This is a genomic window from Ancylobacter novellus DSM 506 (assembly GCF_000092925.1).
GTDB classification, from domain to species: Bacteria; Pseudomonadota; Alphaproteobacteria; order Rhizobiales; family Xanthobacteraceae; genus Ancylobacter; species Ancylobacter novellus.
This window is the reverse complement of sequence record NC_014217.1, coordinates 881485-897506: the sequence shown is the minus strand read 5'-3', so window position 1 is coordinate 897506 and position 16022 is coordinate 881485. Positions and strand designations below refer to the sequence as shown.

The 16022-nt window shown below is 67.5% G+C and carries 16 protein-coding genes and 1 pseudogene; 11 read left to right on the top strand and 6 right to left on the bottom strand.

Annotated features, from left to right (window positions below; all coding sequences use genetic code 11):
• Position 1 precedes the first annotated feature (1 nt).
• The 7 genes from SNOV_RS04300 (at position 2) to SNOV_RS04270 (ending at position 7433) form a co-directional block, all read left to right on the top strand.
• Entirely contained in the window at positions 2-865 is an 864-nt protein-coding gene (locus SNOV_RS04300) for an ABC transporter permease (protein WP_013165689.1), read from the top strand.
• A 3-nt stretch (positions 866-868) separates the two neighbouring features.
• Positions 869-1627 carry an ABC transporter ATP-binding protein gene (locus SNOV_RS04295; protein WP_013165688.1) on the top strand — a complete coding sequence of 253 codons (759 nt, stop codon included), beginning with the start codon at positions 869-871 and terminating at the stop codon, positions 1625-1627.
• 8 nt (positions 1628-1635) lie between these two features.
• Complete coding sequence (ssuD, locus tag SNOV_RS04290) at positions 1636-2814, top strand: FMNH2-dependent alkanesulfonate monooxygenase (protein ID WP_013165687.1); 1179 nt, start codon at positions 1636-1638, stop codon at positions 2812-2814.
• Between the two features lie 86 nt (positions 2815-2900).
• The gene (locus SNOV_RS04285; protein WP_041781987.1) at positions 2901-4334 is read left to right on the top strand and encodes an FAD/NAD(P)-binding protein; all 1434 of its coding nucleotides are present in this window, start codon (positions 2901-2903) and stop codon (positions 4332-4334) included.
• A gap of 246 nt (positions 4335-4580) precedes the next feature.
• Positions 4581-5600: a taurine ABC transporter substrate-binding protein gene (gene tauA / locus SNOV_RS04280; protein ID WP_013165685.1), complete on the top strand. Its 1020-nt coding sequence runs from the start codon at positions 4581-4583 to the stop codon at positions 5598-5600.
• A gap of 157 nt (positions 5601-5757) precedes the next feature.
• The gene (locus tag SNOV_RS04275; protein WP_013165684.1) at positions 5758-6531 is read left to right on the top strand and encodes a taurine ABC transporter ATP-binding protein; all 774 of its coding nucleotides are present in this window, start codon (positions 5758-5760) and stop codon (positions 6529-6531) included.
• Positions 6528-7433 (top strand): ABC transporter permease subunit, encoded by a 906-nt coding sequence (locus SNOV_RS04270; protein WP_013165683.1) that lies wholly within the window; start codon positions 6528-6530, stop codon positions 7431-7433. The genes SNOV_RS04275 and SNOV_RS04270 overlap by 4 nt, the downstream gene beginning before the upstream one ends.
• A 169-nt stretch (positions 7434-7602) precedes the next feature.
• On the opposite strand, the gene SNOV_RS04265 is transcribed toward SNOV_RS04270, so the two are convergent.
• Genes SNOV_RS04265 through SNOV_RS04245 form a run of 5 tightly spaced genes read right to left on the bottom strand, consistent with a single transcriptional unit; the run spans position 7603 to position 12532 of the window.
• Positions 7603-8826, bottom strand: a complete 1224-nt coding sequence (locus SNOV_RS04265; protein WP_013165682.1) for an acyl-CoA dehydrogenase family protein — start codon at positions 8824-8826, stop codon at positions 7603-7605.
• A gap of 7 nt (positions 8827-8833) precedes the next feature.
• Positions 8834-9832 carry an ABC transporter substrate-binding protein gene (locus tag SNOV_RS04260; protein ID WP_013165681.1) on the bottom strand — a complete coding sequence of 333 codons (999 nt, stop codon included), beginning with the start codon at positions 9830-9832 and terminating at the stop codon, positions 8834-8836.
• An 18-nt stretch (positions 9833-9850) separates the two neighbouring features.
• Positions 9851-10579: an ABC transporter ATP-binding protein gene (locus tag SNOV_RS04255; RefSeq protein ID WP_013165680.1), complete on the bottom strand. Its 729-nt coding sequence runs from the start codon at positions 10577-10579 to the stop codon at positions 9851-9853.
• The gene (locus tag SNOV_RS04250; protein WP_013165679.1) at positions 10576-11418 is read right to left on the bottom strand and encodes an ABC transporter permease subunit; all 843 of its coding nucleotides are present in this window, start codon (positions 11416-11418) and stop codon (positions 10576-10578) included. The genes SNOV_RS04255 and SNOV_RS04250 overlap by 4 nt, the downstream gene beginning before the upstream one ends.
• A gap of 31 nt (positions 11419-11449) precedes the next feature.
• Positions 11450-12532 carry an LLM class flavin-dependent oxidoreductase gene (locus tag SNOV_RS04245; RefSeq protein WP_013165678.1) on the bottom strand — a complete coding sequence of 361 codons (1083 nt, stop codon included), beginning with the start codon at positions 12530-12532 and terminating at the stop codon, positions 11450-11452.
• A gap of 258 nt (positions 12533-12790) precedes the next feature.
• Here SNOV_RS04245 and SNOV_RS24360 point away from each other — a divergent pair, with 258 nt between their 5' ends.
• The 4 genes and pseudogenes from SNOV_RS24360 (at position 12791) to SNOV_RS24305 (ending at position 14515) form a co-directional block, all read left to right on the top strand.
• Positions 12791-13321: a transglycosylase SLT domain-containing protein gene (locus tag SNOV_RS24360; RefSeq protein WP_081440935.1), complete on the top strand. Its 531-nt coding sequence runs from the start codon at positions 12791-12793 to the stop codon at positions 13319-13321.
• Positions 13231-13461: a hypothetical protein gene (locus SNOV_RS23735; protein WP_187291173.1), complete on the top strand. Its 231-nt coding sequence runs from the start codon at positions 13231-13233 to the stop codon at positions 13459-13461. The genes SNOV_RS24360 and SNOV_RS23735 overlap by 91 nt, the downstream gene beginning before the upstream one ends.
• A 665-nt stretch (positions 13462-14126) precedes the next feature.
• Positions 14127-14180: pseudogene (locus SNOV_RS24355) on the top strand (hypothetical protein); the annotation flags it as partial.
• An 80-nt stretch (positions 14181-14260) separates the two neighbouring features.
• Entirely contained in the window at positions 14261-14515 is a 255-nt protein-coding gene (locus tag SNOV_RS24305; protein WP_041781983.1) for a hypothetical protein, read from the top strand.
• Between the two features lie 458 nt (positions 14516-14973).
• On the opposite strand, the gene SNOV_RS04230 is transcribed toward SNOV_RS24305, so the two are convergent.
• A complete protein-coding gene (locus SNOV_RS04230) occupies positions 14974-16005 on the bottom strand; it encodes an NAD(P)-dependent alcohol dehydrogenase (RefSeq protein ID WP_013165677.1) in 1032 nt (343 codons plus the stop codon).
• Between the last annotated feature and the right edge of the window lie 17 nt (positions 16006-16022).

Genomic DNA, 16022 nt, shown 5'->3' with positions numbered 1-16022 from the left:
GATGAGCGCTGCGGACGGCGTCGTCGAAGCACCAACCGCGCCACCGCGCCACGGGTGGCGCGGTGGGCGGTCGGAACGACAGCTCCTCGGCTGGCACCGGGCGCTGCTCGGCCTCGCCTTGCCCGTTGGCGCCGCGCTCGCATGGGAGGTGGCTGTTCGCGCGGGGCTCGCCCAAGGACGGCTGCTGCCGGCGCCGAGCTTCCTCCTGGCGACGCTTGCCGACCTCGCCCGCAGCGGCGATCTCGACCTTCACATACGCGCCACCCTCGCCCGCGTCGCGGCCGGCTTCGCGCTGGGCGTCGCGGCGGGGACACTGTTCGGGGCGCTGGCCGGCGCCTCGGGACTGGCCCGCGCGCTGATCGACCCGACCCTCCAGGGGCTGCGTGCCATCCCCTCCATCGCCTGGGTGCCGCTGTTCATTCTTTGGCTCGGGATCTTCGAGGCGTCCAAGGTCACGCTGATCGCGGTCGGCGTCGCCTTCCCGGTCTATCTCGGCACGCTCGGGGCCATCCTCTCGGTCGACCGCAAGATCATCGAGGTCGGGCGCAGCTTCCGCCTGACCCGGTTGCAGCTCGCCCGCCGCATCCTGCTGCCGGCGGTGCTGCCACACTACATCGTGGCGCTGCGCTCCGGGCTCGGCCTCGGCTGGATGTTCGTCGTCGCCGCCGAATTCATGGGCGCCTCGGAAGGCCTCGGCTATCTGCTGGTCGACGGCCAGCAGCTCGGCAAGCCGGCGCAGATCGTTGCCGCCATCGTCGTCTTCGCCGTGCTCGGCAAGCTGACCGATGCGCTGCTGGTGGCCGCGAGTTCGCCGCTGCTGCGCTGGGAAGACACGGCCCAGCGTGCCGTCGCGGCGGAGGGCTGAGCAATGCTGCGGCTCGAAAATATCGGCAAGACCTATCCGTCCGGCACGCAGGCACTGGCCCATCTGACGCTGAGCGTGCGCCCGGCCGAGATTCTCGCCGTGGTCGGTGGTTCCGGCTGCGGCAAGAGCACGCTGCTGCGCCTCATTGCCGGACTCGACCGGCCGAGCGCCGGCCGGGTCGACCTCGACGGCGAGGCCATCACCGCCCCTCACCCGGCGGTGGGCGTCGTGTTCCAGGAGCCGCGCCTGCTGGCCTGGCTGACCGTCGCGCAGAACATCGGCTTCGGCATCGCCCATTTGCCGCGCGCCGAGCGTGCCGCCCGGGTCGAGCTGGCGCTCCAGCGCATCGGCCTTGCCGCGCATGGGGAGCGCTGGCCGCGCGAGCTCTCCGGCGGGCAGGCGCAGCGTGTTGCGCTGGCCCGCGCGCTGATCGCCCAGCCGCGCGTCCTGCTGCTGGACGAGCCGTTTTCCGCGCTCGACGCCTTCACCCGCGCCGACCTGCAGGAGCATCTCCTCGCCTTGTGGGAAGACACCCGCCCGACGCTGGTGCTCGTCACCCACGACATCGACGAGGCGCTGCTGCTCGCCGATCGGATCGTGGTGATGCAGCCAAATCCCGGACGGGTGGCGAGCCTTGTCAGCGTCGAGCTGCCCCGCCCGCGAGAACCCGGCGCTCCGGACTTTGAAGCCCTCAAACGCCAGATCCTGAACGTCCTCGGTCCCATCCGCCGCCAAACGGCGATGCCAGCTGCCGCAGAATAGGAAAACCCATGTCTCAACCCGGCTCCTCAAACGACGGCGTCAACGTCCTCTGGTTCCTGCCGACCCATGGCGACGGGCGCTATCTCGGCACCTCGGTCGGCGCGCGCGCGACGGATATCGACTATCTCCGGCAGGTGGCGCAGGCCGCCGATCGGCTGGGCTATTACGGCGTGCTGATCCCGACGGGCAAAAGCTGCGAGGATTCCTGGCTGGTCGCCTCGGCGCTGGCCCCCGCCACCAAGCGCCTGCGCTATCTCGTGGCGGTGCGGCCCGGCCTGGCCTCCCCCACCCTCTATGCCCGCATGACGGCGACGCTCGACCGCATCTCCGACGGGCGCCTGCTGATCAACATCGTCACCGGCGGCGATCCGGTGGAGAATGCCGGCGACGGCATCTTCCTCAATCATGACGAGCGCTACGAGGTCACCGACGAGTTCCTCACCGTCTATCGCCGCCTTCTGGCCGGCGAGCGGGTGACCTATTTCGGCAAGCACATCAAGGTCGACGACGCGCATCTGCTGTTTCCGCCGGTCCAGGCGGAGGGCCCGGCGCTGTATTTCGGCGGCTCCTCGGAGGCGGCCAACAAGGTGGCGGCCGAGCATGTCGACAAATACCTCACCTGGGGCGAGCCCCCGGCCGCCGTCGCGGCCAAGATCAAGCAGGTCCGGGCGCTCGCCGAGGCCGAGGGCCGCAAGGTCTCCTTCGGTATTCGCCTCCACGTCATCGCCCGAGAGACCGACGCCAAGGCCTGGGAAGCGGCGGACGACCTGATCCGCCATCTCGACGACGACACCATCGCGGCCGCGCAGAAAGTGTTCTCCCGCCTCGATTCAGTCGGCCAGTCGCGGATGTCGGCGCTGCATGGCGGGCGGCGTGATAAGCTGGAAGTGAGCCCGAATCTGTGGGCCGGCGTCGGGCTGGTGCGCGGCGGGGCCGGCACCGCCTTGGTCGGCTCGGGCGAGACGGTGGCGGCGCGCATGCAGGAATATGCCGATCTCGGCATCGACAGCTTCATCCTCTCCGGCTACCCGCACCTTGAGGAAGCCTATCGGGTGGCGGAACTGGTGCTGCCGCGCCTGAAGCTCAACCACGGCATCACGCAGGCCGCCACCAGCGTGAACACCGGGCCGTTCGGCGAGACCATCGCCAACGACTACCGCCCGCCGATCCGCGCCGCGCAGTCTTGAGCGCGGCCATGACCGACGTACAGCCCCCCACGGCCGCGCCATGTAGCATCGGGTCGGGTATCGACCATGATCCGCACGACACCCGATTGGCCCCGACGGCAACGATCGACACGCGCGTCGCCATCATCGGCGGCGGCTTCTCGGGAGCTGCCGTCGCCTGGCACCTGCTGCGCCAGCGCCCGGATCTCACCGGGATCGTCATCATCGAGCCGCGCGAGGAGATCGGCCGGGGCCTCGCCTACAGCGCGGCCGACCCTGCGCACCGCATCAATGTGCCGGCCACCCGCATGTCGCTGGTGCCGGACCAGCCCTGGCATTTCAACGATTGGCTGGAAACCTCCGGCGCGCTGCTCGCCGACCCGGCGGCCTGCTCCAACGGACGGAATTTCCCCTCTCGCGCCGTGTTCGGCCGCTATGTCACACAGGCGCTGGCGGAGGTGTCCCCGCGCCTGCGCCATATCAGGTCGCGCGCCACGGACATCGAACGCGTCGACGGGCGCTACGTGCTCACCACGGCCGACGGCCGGCGCGTGCGCACGGACATACTCGTGCTCGCGGTCGCCCACGCCGCGCCTTCCGCGCCGCGCGCGGTCGAGGCGGCGCTCGGCGGTCATCCCCGCTATGTGAACAACCCCTGTGAGCCGGGCAGCTTCGACGCTATCCGCCCCACCGACCGCGTGCTTATCGTCGGCACGGGCCTCACCATGGCCGACATCGTGGCGAGCCTCGACGCGCGCGGCCATCACGGCGCGATCCTCGCCATCTCCCGCCGTGGGCTGCGCTCGCGCGGGCACCCGGCGGCGCTGCACGACCCGGCGGGTGACTTCCTCACCGCGCCCAGCCGCACCGTCCGCGATCTGGTGCGGCAGGTCCGCGCGGCCGTGGCGGAGGCGGTAGCGGCGGGCAAAAGCTGGCACTGTGTGTTCGATCAGTTGCGGCTGCAGGGCAGCGGAATTTGGCGCGCCCTGCCGCTTGCCGAGCGGAGCCGGCTGCTGCGCCATCTGCGCCCGTTCTGGGACGTTCATCGGTTCCGCATCGCCCCGCAGGTCGAGGAAGTTCTCGACCGCCGCATCGCCGCCGGGACGCTCGCCATTGCCCCCGCCTCGCTCAAGGCGATCCGGCGGGAGGGCGAGGCCATCCAGGTCGAGCTGCGCCAGCGGCGCAACGGCGCCCGCACGCAGGAGAGCGTCGACGCTGTGATCGTGGCGACCGGCCCGGCGCATGGCTCGGTGTTCGCCTCCAATCCCGCACTCGCCGCGCTGGAGGCGCACGGCATGGCCCGGCCCGATCCGCTGCGGCTCGGCATTGACGTGACCATCGACGGGGAGGCGATCGACGCGCAGGGCGCGGCCCAGCCTACCCTGCTGGTCGCGGGTCCTTTGGCCCGAGGCACGATCGGCGAGCTGATGGGCCTGCCGGACGTGACCAACCACGCCGTCCGCATCGCCGGCGCCGTGGCGGCGCAACTGGATAAAGTTGAGGATTCGAACGACGTCGCAAGGCGTTATGCCTCTGCCTGACAGGCACCGACAATAATCTATTAATTAGATAGATTTCTATTGACCGGCGGTGCGGGCTCTGCTCAGATGAGCGTGCCGACGTTGCCGCTGCGCCTTCCGCCAGCGCGCCGACGTCCCGCTGCGGGGGCACTTTCATGACCTGGACCTGTCGACGCCGCTGATCGCGGCCTTCCAGATTCACCCGAGATTTCAACAGCCGATACGCGGGCGCCGCTCGCCCCGACGGCCTGTCTATGGATTTGACCGATGACCACTCTTTCCCGCCGCGGCCTTCTCGCCGCCACGGCCGCGCTCGGCCTGCTGATCGCCGGCCCGGGCTTCCTCGCTCCCGCCTTCGCCACGGACGTCACCATCGGCTACCAGACCGGCGCCGACCCGGCGAAAGTCGCGCAGGCCGACAGCGCCTATGAGAAGGCGACCAAGGCCAGCATCGACTGGCGCAAATTCGACTCAGGTGCCGACGTGATCGCCGCCATCGCCTCCGGCGCCATCCAGATCGGCTATGTCGGCTCCTCCCCGCTCGCCGCCGCCGCCAGCCACGAGGTGCCGATCGAGACCATCTATGTCGCCGCCCTGCTGGGCGAGGCGGAGGCGCTGGTGGTGCGCAACGGCGCCGGAATCGAAAAGCCCGAGGACTTCAAGGGCAAGAAGGTGGCGGTGCCCTTCGTCTCCACCACGCATTACTCGCTGCTGGCGGCGCTGAAGCACTGGGGCGTCGATGCCAAGAGCGTCGAGATTCTGAATCTGCGCCCGCCGGAAATCGCCGCTGCCTTCACCCGTGGCGACATCGACGCCGCCTATGTCTGGGACCCGGCGCTGGGCAAGATCAAGGAGACGGGCACGGTCTTCGCCTCCTCCGCCGATGTCGCGAAATGGGGCGCCCCGACCTTCGACGCCTGGATCGTGCGCAAGGATTTCGCCAAGGCGCATCCCGAGATCGTTGCCGAATTCGTCAAGGTGACGGCGGAGTCTTACGCCGACTACGCGAAGAACGGCGCCAGCTGGACCGCCGCCTCGCCGCAGGTGCTGGCCATCGCCAAGCTCACCGGCGCCAAGCCGGAGGAAATTCCCGAGCTGCTGAAGGGCAACAAGTTCCCGCTGCTGGCCGACCAGCTCTCCGAAGGGCTGCTCGGCGGCGGCTCGGTCGAGGCCATCGTCGCCACCGCCAACTTCCTCAAGGAGCAGGGCCGCATCGAGGCCGTGCTGAAGGACTACGGCCCCTATGTCAGCCGCGCCCCGGCCGAGCAGGCCGCCAAGCTGAACTGACGGGCCCTCTTTTCCCGGCTGACCCTCCATTCCCGAGCGTCGTGGTGCGTGAGACACGCGACGAACTTAAGGCCCGGCCTCCGCACTCGCCAGGGTGCCGATGCCGGGCCCCTTTTCCCCAGCGCAAACTGGCCTGATCGGCCTGACTGTTCACCTCATGAAACTGACCATCCACCAACTCGGCGTCCATTTTCCGCAGCCGGACGGCAGCGAGGCCCCGGTGCTCGACGGCATCGATCTCGCGATCCCGGCTGGCGAACTCGTGGTGCTCCTCGGCGCCTCCGGTTGCGGAAAATCCACGCTTCTCAATGCGATAGCCGGATTCTTGCCGCCGACCGAAGGCGAGATCTGGGTCGAGCAGCGGCGGGTGAGCGGGCCGGGCATCGACCGTGGCGTGGTGCTGCAGACCGACGCGCTTTTCCCCTGGCTGAACGCCCGCGACAATGTCGCATTCGGCCTGCGCCTGCGCTCTATCCCGTTGCAAGAACGACATAATCGCGCTGAGGAGGCGCTCGCCCTGGTCGGGCTTGCCGGCAAGGGCGACCACGCGACCTGGCAGCTTTCCGGCGGCCAGCGCCAGCGCGTCAGCCTCGCCCGCGCGCTCATTGCCGACCCTGACATTCTCTTGATGGATGAACCACTTGGCGCGCTCGACGCGATGACGCGCGAGCAGATGCAGGACCTGGTGCTCGAGGTGTGGCAGCGCACCGGCAAGACCATTCTCTTCGTCACCCACGGCCTCGACGAGGCGCTCTATCTCGGCACGCGGCTGGTGGTTCTGGCGGGAAAGCCGGGCCGGATCGTGCATGACGAGCCGCTCGCCTTTGGCCGCCATGCCCTTGAAATCGGTAGCAAGGTCAAGTCCTTGCCCGCCTTCGCCGCCGCCCGCGAGCGGCTGCGCGCGGTGATCTTTGCCGGAGCCCCGACATGAGCTTCCTGTCCCCCCTGCCGATCGCCGACAGCGCCCTGCCGCTGATCGTGCCGGCGGAAGGCTTCCCCTTCGACGACCAGTTGCCCGAGCGTCAGTCCGCCGCGCCCCAAGCGCGCAAGACCGGACGGCGCTTCGCCTTGCCCGCACGGGTCTGGATCCCGCTCGCCACCCTCGCCGGCTTCCTCGCCTTGTGGTGGGGGGTGACGGCGTATGGCGCGGTGCCGGCGCTGTTCCTGCCCTCGCCGCAGGCGGTGGCCACCCGCCTCTGGCGCCTTGTCACAGAAGGGTTTGTCGACGCCACGCTGGCGCAGCATCTGGCCGCCAGCTTGTTCCGCGTCTTCGCCGCGCTGGCGGCAGCGCTGGTGATCGGCGTGCCGGCCGGCTTCGCCATCGGGCTGTCGACGGTCGGGCGCGGCATCCTCGATCCGATCGTCGAGTTCCTGCGGCCGATCCCCCCGCTCGCCTATCTGCCCCTCGTCATCATCTGGGCCGGCATCGGCGAGAGCGCGAAAGTGCTGGTGATCGCCCTCGCCATGCTGCCGCCGATCATCATCGCCACCGCCGCCGGGACACGCGGCGTGGACGGCAATCGGCTCAATGTCGCGCGGGCGCTCGGCGCCACGCGAGCGCAACTGCTACGGCTGGTTGTGCTCCCCTCGGCCTCACCGTCCATTCTCACCGGCACCCGCATCGCCCTCGGCGCCGGCTGGTCGACGCTGGTGGCGGCGGAACTTGTGGCGGCGACGCGCGGCGTCGGCTTCATGATCCAGTCCGCCGCCAATTTCCTCGCCACCGATGTGGTTGTGGCCGGCATCTTCCTCATCGCCGCCGTCGCCTTCGCCTTTGAATGCGCCGTGCGCCTCATCGAGCGGACATTCGTCGGATGGGCAGGCAAGGGCTAGGCGTTGACCATTCGCGACGTCCAAATGTTCGGCGCCGAGCGACAGACAGAGTAGCCCAAGGCGTAAGCCACGCCCGCCCGAGAGCGGGCGACCTTGCCTCGTTGTCCGCCGTGTCCTCAAGCGAGGCAGGTGGGCGTTTCACCCTTTCCCTGCGACGCTCGCGGACGGATTAAAAGAACCCCTTGGCCGGCAGCCGCGTCCCGTTCGCCTCGAAGGCGCCAATGGCTGCCGCCTTGGTCACACCGGGATTGTGCGTCGCGAGGGTCCGGGCGTTGCGCCAGTGGCGATCGAGGTTCCTGGCGCGGCTGGCGGCGCTGGCGCCGGCGAGATCGAAGAGGCGCCCCGCGCTGCGAATGGCGCGTTCGTCGACGATGAGCTTGGCCTTTGCGGCAGCCAGTGCCGCCTCATGCGCGAGGCCCGCGTCGTCGTGACCATTGTCGCGCGCGGCGCCGACCTCATCGAGCGCCTCGGCGGCGGCGAGCACGGCGGCCTCGGCCGCGAAGGCGTCGGTGGAGAGTTCGCCGAGCACCTGCAGCAGCAGCGGGTCGTCGGCCGGCCGCTCGGCGGTGGCGTAGTAGAAGGTGCGGGTGCGCCCCAGCAGCAGGCGCCGCGCATCGTTGAGCACGGCGCGCGCGATGCCGGCGACGATGGCGCTCACATAGAGCTGCGCCAGCGTGTTGGAATAGGCGTGGCCATAGCCCACCCCGTCGGCATCGAAGACGACCTCGGCGCCCTCGACCCGCACATGGCGGAAATGGCCGGTGCCGGAGGCGGTAAGGCGCTGGCCGACGCCGTCCCAGTCATCGACGATCTCGATCCCCTCGCGCCGTACCGGGATGATCACTGACGCGAGCCGCTCGTCCGGCGTCGCCGCGCGCACCAGCACATAGTCGGCGTAGAGCGTGCCGGTGGTGTAGTATTTGGTGCCCTCCAACCGGAAGCCGTCGCCCTCCGGGGTGATGGTCGTCGCAGGCAGCACGCCGCCGGCCGACTTGGCGCCCAGTTCTATGTTGCCGAGGCCGAAGATGGCGCCCCGCGCGATGGCGTCCTGCCAGACGCGGCCCTGGCCCTCCCGGGCCCGGCGCGCATAAAGCTCGTTCACGGTGAAATGGTTGCGGAAGATGTGCGCCACGTTGGAGTCGGCCGCGCCGAGCCGGATGACGATCTTGAGTAATTGCCGGAAGGTCAGGCCGACAGTGTCGCCCCGCAGCAAACGCAGTGCGCCATAGCCCGCCTCGCGCAGCAGCGCCACCTCGGCGAAGGGGAGTATCCGCTCGCGTTCGCGCTCGCTGGCCCCCGCCTCGATCCGGTCGAACAGCGGCTGAAGGCGTGCAAGTTCGGCCTCACCATCGGCGGGAGGCCGAAGGAAAGAAGCATCGACGGGCTTGTTCATGACACCCTCACACCACGGCCACGTAATCGGTGACCTTCACCTTCTCCGGCAACACCTTGCGCTCGCTCAGCCAGTCCGCAGCGGTCTGGAACTTGGTGAGGAAGTCCTCGTCGGTGACGGAATAGGGGGTGTATTTACGGTTGAGCGAGATGAAGTGGTCGCGCACGGCTTCCGGGTATTTGAGCCCCTTGAAGGCGATGGTCTCCGCCTCGACATTGTTGGCGTTCGCCCACTCGGCCTCCGCGACGATCGCGGCGTTGAAGGCGCGCACCAGGTCGGGGTTCTCCTCGGCGAACTTGCGGCGGGTCAGATAGGTGTTGAAGTCGATCTGGAACGGCAGGTCCCGCTCCTCGATGAACACGTCCTGCGCGTCGTACTCGACGCGGGCGATATCGACGCCGGGGCTCCACATCGACCAGGCATCCACCTTGCCGGCCGCCAGCGCCGGGGCGGCGTCGGGCGGGTTGAGATAGACGAAATTGACCTTGGAACGGTCGATATTGTGCTTTTCCAGCGCCGCGACGACGAGGAATTCGCCAAGGCCGGAGCGATTCACCGCCACCGACTTGCCGATGAGGTCCTCCACCTTGGAAATGCCGGAGCTTTTCTTGGCGATGATCGCTGTCGTGCGCGGCTCATAGATGAAGAACTGGGTGAAGACGAGCGGTGAGCCGGCGAGGATCGCCGCCAGCGCCGGGGTGGTGCTGCCGCCAAAGGCATAGTCCGCCGTGCCGCCGGTCACGGCCTGCAGGGTCGGCGCATGATTGGGGAACGGGCCGATCCATTCGACCTTGATGCCCTGGTCTGCGAGCCGCTTCTCCAGCGCCCCATGCTCCTTGGCGAGGTAGCTCAAGCCGAAATAACCCCAGGTCAGGCGCAGCGTGTCGGTGGTGCGCCCGGTGGCGGAGAATGCCGGCCCGGTGCCGGCGAGACCCGCCGCCGCGACACCGGCGAGCGATGTCGTCAGAAACCGGCGGCGCGACGGGGTGAAGATCGAGTTCGACATGGATATATTCCTATTAAATCAATAAGATGGTGATTGTTCATTGCCGACGGAGACGCCAAGCTCGCTCAGCAGTCCGGCGCGTGCGGCAGCCACGTCGTGATCGGGGGTAAGGCGATGTTCGGCGGCGATGACGCCGTCGCGCATGACGAGGATGCGATCACCGAGGCGGAGCGCCTCGTCGACATCGTGGGTGACCAGCAGAACGCCCGGCTGGTGACGGGCGACAAGGTCCTTGACGAGGCCGTGCATGCGCAGGCGGGTCAGCGCGTCGAGCGCGGCGAAGGGCTCATCGAGCAGAAGCAGCTTCGGCGCCTGCACCAGCGCGCGGGCCAGCGCCACGCGCTGTGCCTGCCCGCCGGAAAGGTTGCGCGGCCAGTCGTCGAGCCGGTCGCCGAGCCCGACCTCGCCGAGCGCCTCCGCGGCGTGGGCGCGGGCGTCCGGGACACGCAGGCCGAGCGTCACATTGCGCCACAGCGTCTCCCAGGGCAGCAGCCGGTGCTCCTGAAACACCACCGCCGGGCGTCCAGGCACCTCGATCGTGCCGCCCTGAACCGGGTCAAGCCCCGCCAGGGCCCGCAGCAGCGTGGTCTTGCCGCAGCCACTCTCACCCAGAAGCACAACGAACTCGCCCTGCCCGATCACCAGATTGAGGTGGTCGATCACCGTGCGCGCGCCATAGGCGCGGCGTAGATTGGAGACCACCACGGCATTGGTCTGGAATGCCGTGGCGCGCGGCTGCACGGTCATCGCCCGTCTCCATAGTTCGGATGCCATGTGAGCAGGCGACGTTCGAGCAACCGGGCGAGGCTGTCGGCGGCGACCCCGATCAGCGCGTAGATGATGACCGTCAGCACGATGACATCGGTGCGCAGGAACTCGCGGGCATCGAGCGCGAGGAAACCGAGCCCCGCCTGCGCACCGATGGTCTCGGCGACGACGAGGGCAAGCCATGCGGTCGCCAAAGAGAAGCGAACGCCGGTGAGGATGGAGGGCAGCGCGCCCGGCAAGATGATGCGCGCGATCAGTTCCCAGGTGTTCAATCCCTGCACGCGGCCAAGCTCGACCAGCTTCGGGTCGACCTGCCTTATGCCGAGCGTGGTGTTGACGTAGATCGGAAAGGCGACACCAAGCGCGACCAGAAAGATCTTCTGCCCCTCCCCCACGCCCAGCCAGACGATGACCAGCGGCAGCACGGCCAGGAACGGGATCGCCCGCACCATCTGCACGCTGCGGTCGATGAAAGCCTCGGCGATGCGGGAAAAGCCGACAAGCGTGCCGAGCGCGAAACCGATTCCACCGCCAATCGCAAAGCCGATCGCCGCGCGCAGCAGGCTGACCGCGAGGTCGTGCAGCAGCGTGCCGGAGACCGTGAGCTTGTAGGCGGTCAGGGCCACCTTGCTGGGCGCCGGCAGGAGGTGCGGCTCGATCCAGCCAAGCCGCGCCAGCGCCTCCCAGGTCACGAGCAGCAGAACAGGCACCAGCCAGGACAGGGCGATGAGGCCGCTCGACCCCAGCCGGAACCCCGGCGCCGGCGCGGACGAATAGGTTCGGCTCTCAGTGGCGGTGAATTCGGTGGTCACACTCATGCCATGCTCTCTCTGGTCGGCCGGGCGGGCTTCAGGCGTCGGACAAAGCGCGCGCGGGGGCGACCTCGCCGGCGGCGCGCACGCGCGGGATGACCTCGCCCGCGAAACGGCGCAGCTCGGCGCGCAGCGGCTGGAATTGCAGCATGAACAGCTCGATCCCGGCGCGGTGGAAGGCGAGGATGCGCTCGCTCACTTGGTCGTAGGAGCCGACCAGCCCGGCGGCGGTGCCGCCATTGGTGCCGACACGCACCGACTTGGCCATGGTCTGGAACATCACCGTCTTGGGGTCGGCATGCTTGCGCTGGAGCGCGTGGACGTCCGCGTCGAGCGCGGCGAGGCGAACAAGCCGCTCATAGGCCTCGTGCGCCTCCTCTTCGCTCTCGCGGGCGATGACGAAGGCGGAGAGGCCGAAGCGCAGCGGCACCCCCCGGCGCGGGCGGCGGCGCAGGTCGGCGATCAGCGACGCGACATCGGCGAGCGGCTGGCCGTTGATGAACCAGACATCGCTGTGGTCGGCGGCCAGCGCCCGCGCCGGCTCTGATTCGCCGCCGATATAGATGGAGGGCCGCGCCCGATGCAGGTCGCGCGGGGTCAGCTTGTAGTCGGTGATCGAGAAGTTCGGCCCCTGATGGGTAACGCTCTCGCCCGCCATCAGCCGGGAGACGACCGAGATCCACTCCCGCCCATATTCATAGCGCGCATCATGCTCGCCGAAGGCGATGCCCGCCTTCTCGAATTCGGCGCTGTTCCAGGCATTGATCAGGTTGATGCCGAACCGGCCGCCGCTGATGTTCTCGATCTGCAGCGCCATCTTGGCGAGGAAGACCGGATGGAAGATGAAGGGCTTGATCGCCGCGATGATCTCAATCCGGCTTGTCAGCGCCGCCAGCGCCGCCGCCGCGGTCCAGGTTTCCAGCTGGTCATGGTCCGGCAGATGTGGGTTGACGGTGTGCTGGGCGATCAGCGTCGCATGGAAGCCGAGCTGCTCGGCTTCCAGGATCACCGCCTTGTTGTGCTCCCAGGACGCATCGAACGGCTCTTCAGGATCGTTCAACGCCGCGCGCGGACCGTGCACCGGCGCCCATACGCCAAAACGGATACCCTGCAACGCCATCGCTCGCCTCTCAGCTAATAATCTATAGAATAGATAGATATTTGTAGGCGGGGTGTCAAACACGTCATCGGCCGGTCGCCCGGTGGATGAGTTCGAAGCCGAGGCCAGGGCATCACCGCCGTCTCTGAAATCGACGGGGACAAGCATTTCCGAGGCGTTTCCCTTGCCGGCGTGACAGCTCAGAAGCCGCATTTTTTGCCCCTGGATCAGACGCGCCCGTCGATCCGAAACATGGTCCTTTGAACACGGACGAGGCCGATGACGGCGACCTCGTCCGGCGCGCGGCGGTGCGCTGACATGGATCGCTCTGGGCTCTTCCTCGCAACCGGACTATCGATCAGCGGCGCGTCGCCCGGCTGTGCCACCGCGCCGACTAAGACGCCCACTGTGGCGTATTCCGTTGCGTTCGACGCCCGTTACATTGACAAAGCTGCGCAGCGCTTCGAGCTTCCTGGCGGCTGGATCCGTGCGGCCCTTCGAGGTGAGAGGGGCGGCAATCCGCGGGCCGCCTCGCCCGACTGTGCGATAGGTTCGCATCCGTCACGGCCTCGCGCTGATGCGGTCAACCCGCGCGATAACATCCGCGTCGGCGCGGCTTACCTGCGGCAACTTTATGACCGCTATGACAGCATATGCGCACTGCTCGTGGCCTATAATAACGGCCAGCGCGCTATGAGGCGTAGCTTGTCGGCGAGCCTTTGCCGCCGAAGATACGCAACTACCTCGCGGCTCTGGCGCCGATCATCGACAATGATTTTGACGCGGCTATCACCGGAACGGTGTTCTTAATCGCGAAAAAATGGCGCAAGGCGCCGCTGTTAGTCGCGCAGCCCGAGCGTAGCAATTCAGCCAATGCCGCGCTCCTCGCGCCGCCATCGGGCGTGCTTTTCATTTCACTTTTGTCATCGTCAAGGCGGTACGACCATTAAGACCGGCTTTCGCACGCTGTCGGGCTCTGGCGCCACATGGAGGGCAAGGAGGTGCAGCACAGCGACCACGACCGCACGAGGGCAGGATAAAAGGACGCACATTGCGCGGCGGTCGGGACGTTGTTTCTCCATGTGTTTTCTGCGGCCTAGGCACCTTGCGGAGCCGAACCACAAGTTGCACGCGTCCCTTAGATGGCCGTAAATCAACAAACTTCTACACATTCCGAGGCTTCACCACGAGCGATGAACGCGAGTTCCGCGTCCATCCCGGCCGCATCCGCTCGGCCCGTGCCGAGCAGGCACGTCTCTTCATCGCGCAGGCCCTCGCCTCGGCTCGAAAGGCCGGCGGCGGGGTTTCTCGCCCCGGCAAGATCGTCTCCGGCAATCGCTCACGCTTCGGCAGCGGACAGTTCGCTAGCCTTCGCACCAGCCGCAGAACCATCGTACTCACGCGGCGCTGGGCTGGCTCGGGCAGCATCACCGACCGTCGCGTGCAGGGGTCACCCCGACGGGAGACGTCAGATCGAAGCCGCGCGTTGCACCGAGCTCAACCCTAACTCGATCCCCGGTCGGCCGCCGGATGAGCATCATGCGCTGAAGATCGGACGTCTGAGAAAGCTCAAGGCGCTTGGCTTGCCAGCGAGATCGGCAACGCGCAATGGGCGATGGAGCCGGCAGCTGAAGCCACCCTGCGCGAACTCGGTGAGGGCGGCGACATCATCAAGCACATGCACCGGGCCCTGACTGCGGGGGACAGAGCACGTGACAGCAAGCTAATGCCGACCGCAACAGTCTCGACATGCCTGTCATCAGCCGGCTGGTCGAGCGCCGCCTCGATGACGAGTTCTACGGCTCCTATGCCATCGTCGATGGCTTGGATGGACGCTCCCATCACATCACGCTGCCCGATCTCGATGCTGTCGGAGATAGTGCATCAAGCTCCATCCTCGAACTGCGGACGTTCGACGATATGCACGGCAAGCGGCGTATCGCGCTCGCTGTGCGTTCTGATCTAGACCTCGCCCATCAGGTGAGCGCCGCGGGCACCACCTGACTCGACATGCTCGCAAGTTCGGGCCGATCCGTGAAGCTCAGATACCCTCAGATAACCCCCTGCCGCTCCGCAACCACAGGCGCCGCGCCGAGCCCATGATTCCTGTTTTCTTCCGACAACAGCGATTTCCACTCTATGATCTGTACTGTCACGATGGCCCGATGCGGTGAGCAGCCATCGTGGGGTGCCAGCGCGCTTCGTGCTCTTTCAGGGTGCTTGGGATAGGTACAGAGCACAGAAGAAAAGCGCGGCGAAGTAAGCCCTTTGTGCACAGAAATTGCACACGCATATCGACTAAGTAACTGAAGAATAAGATAAATCTGCGCCATCCATCATCGGCGCGACGGAAAATCGGTGCGGAGACAGCGGGCTCATCGTCTTCATATCGACGACGCGCGCGCCGGCGGCAAGGCCTGTTCGCGCAAGGCTGCCTGCCGCCCGCCGCGCAGGCCGCCCGATCAGAACAGGATCTGAAGCTTCACGTCGGTCGGATGCGCCTCCTCCGCCCGCTCGAAGGCGACGATGCTGTCGTCGAAGCTGTAGGTGCCGGTGACCAGCGGCTTCAGGTCGACCTTGCCGGAGGCGATCATGTTCAGCGCGCGGTCGAAAACGTTGGCATAGCGGAACACGGTCTCGATACGGATCTCCTTGGCGGCGAAGAGCGACATGTCGAGCGCCACTGGCTCCACCGGCATGCCGATCACCACCAGCTTACCGCCGGGGCGGATCACCTCGGTGATGCCCTCATAGGCTTTGGGCGAGCCGCTCGCCTCGAAGACGAGGTCGGCGCCCCAGCCCTCGGTGTCCTTCAGCACGACGTCGGCCAGCGAGGTCTCGCGCACGTTCACCGGCACGATGTTGGCATAGCGTCCGGCGATGGCCAGCTTCTCCGGCACGAGATCGGTGATGTAGACCTTGGAGCAGCCGCCCAGCAGCGCGGCCAGCGCCACCATGATGCCGATCGGCCCGGCGCCGGTGACGACGCCGACGTCGCCCGGCTTGATCTCGGCCTTCACCGCCGCCTGCACGCCGACGGCGAAGGGCTCGACCATCGCCGCCTCGGAGAAGGAGACGTTGTCCGGCAGCTTGAAGGTGAAGGCGGCCGGATGGACGACGTAAGGCGTCAGGCAACCATGGTCCGGCGGCGTCGCCCAGAAAGTCAAGCTGGGGTCGACATTGTAGAGGCCGATCTTGGAGGCCTTGGAGGCGAGGTCCGGGATGCCCGGCTCCATGCAGACGCGGTCGCCGACCTTGAGGTTCGTCACCTTCGCGCCGACCTCGACCACCGTGCCGGCGGCCTCGTGGCCGAGCACCATCGGCGCCTTGACGATGAAGGGACCGATGCGGCCATGGGTGTAATAATGCACGTCGCTACCGCAGACGCCGACCGTGTGCATCTTGATCTTCACGTCGGCCGGGCCGACCTCGAGCGGCAGGTCGATGTCGCGCAGCTTCAGCTCGTGCTGCCTTTCGAGAACCAGGGCTTTCATCGTCGTCTCCTTACATG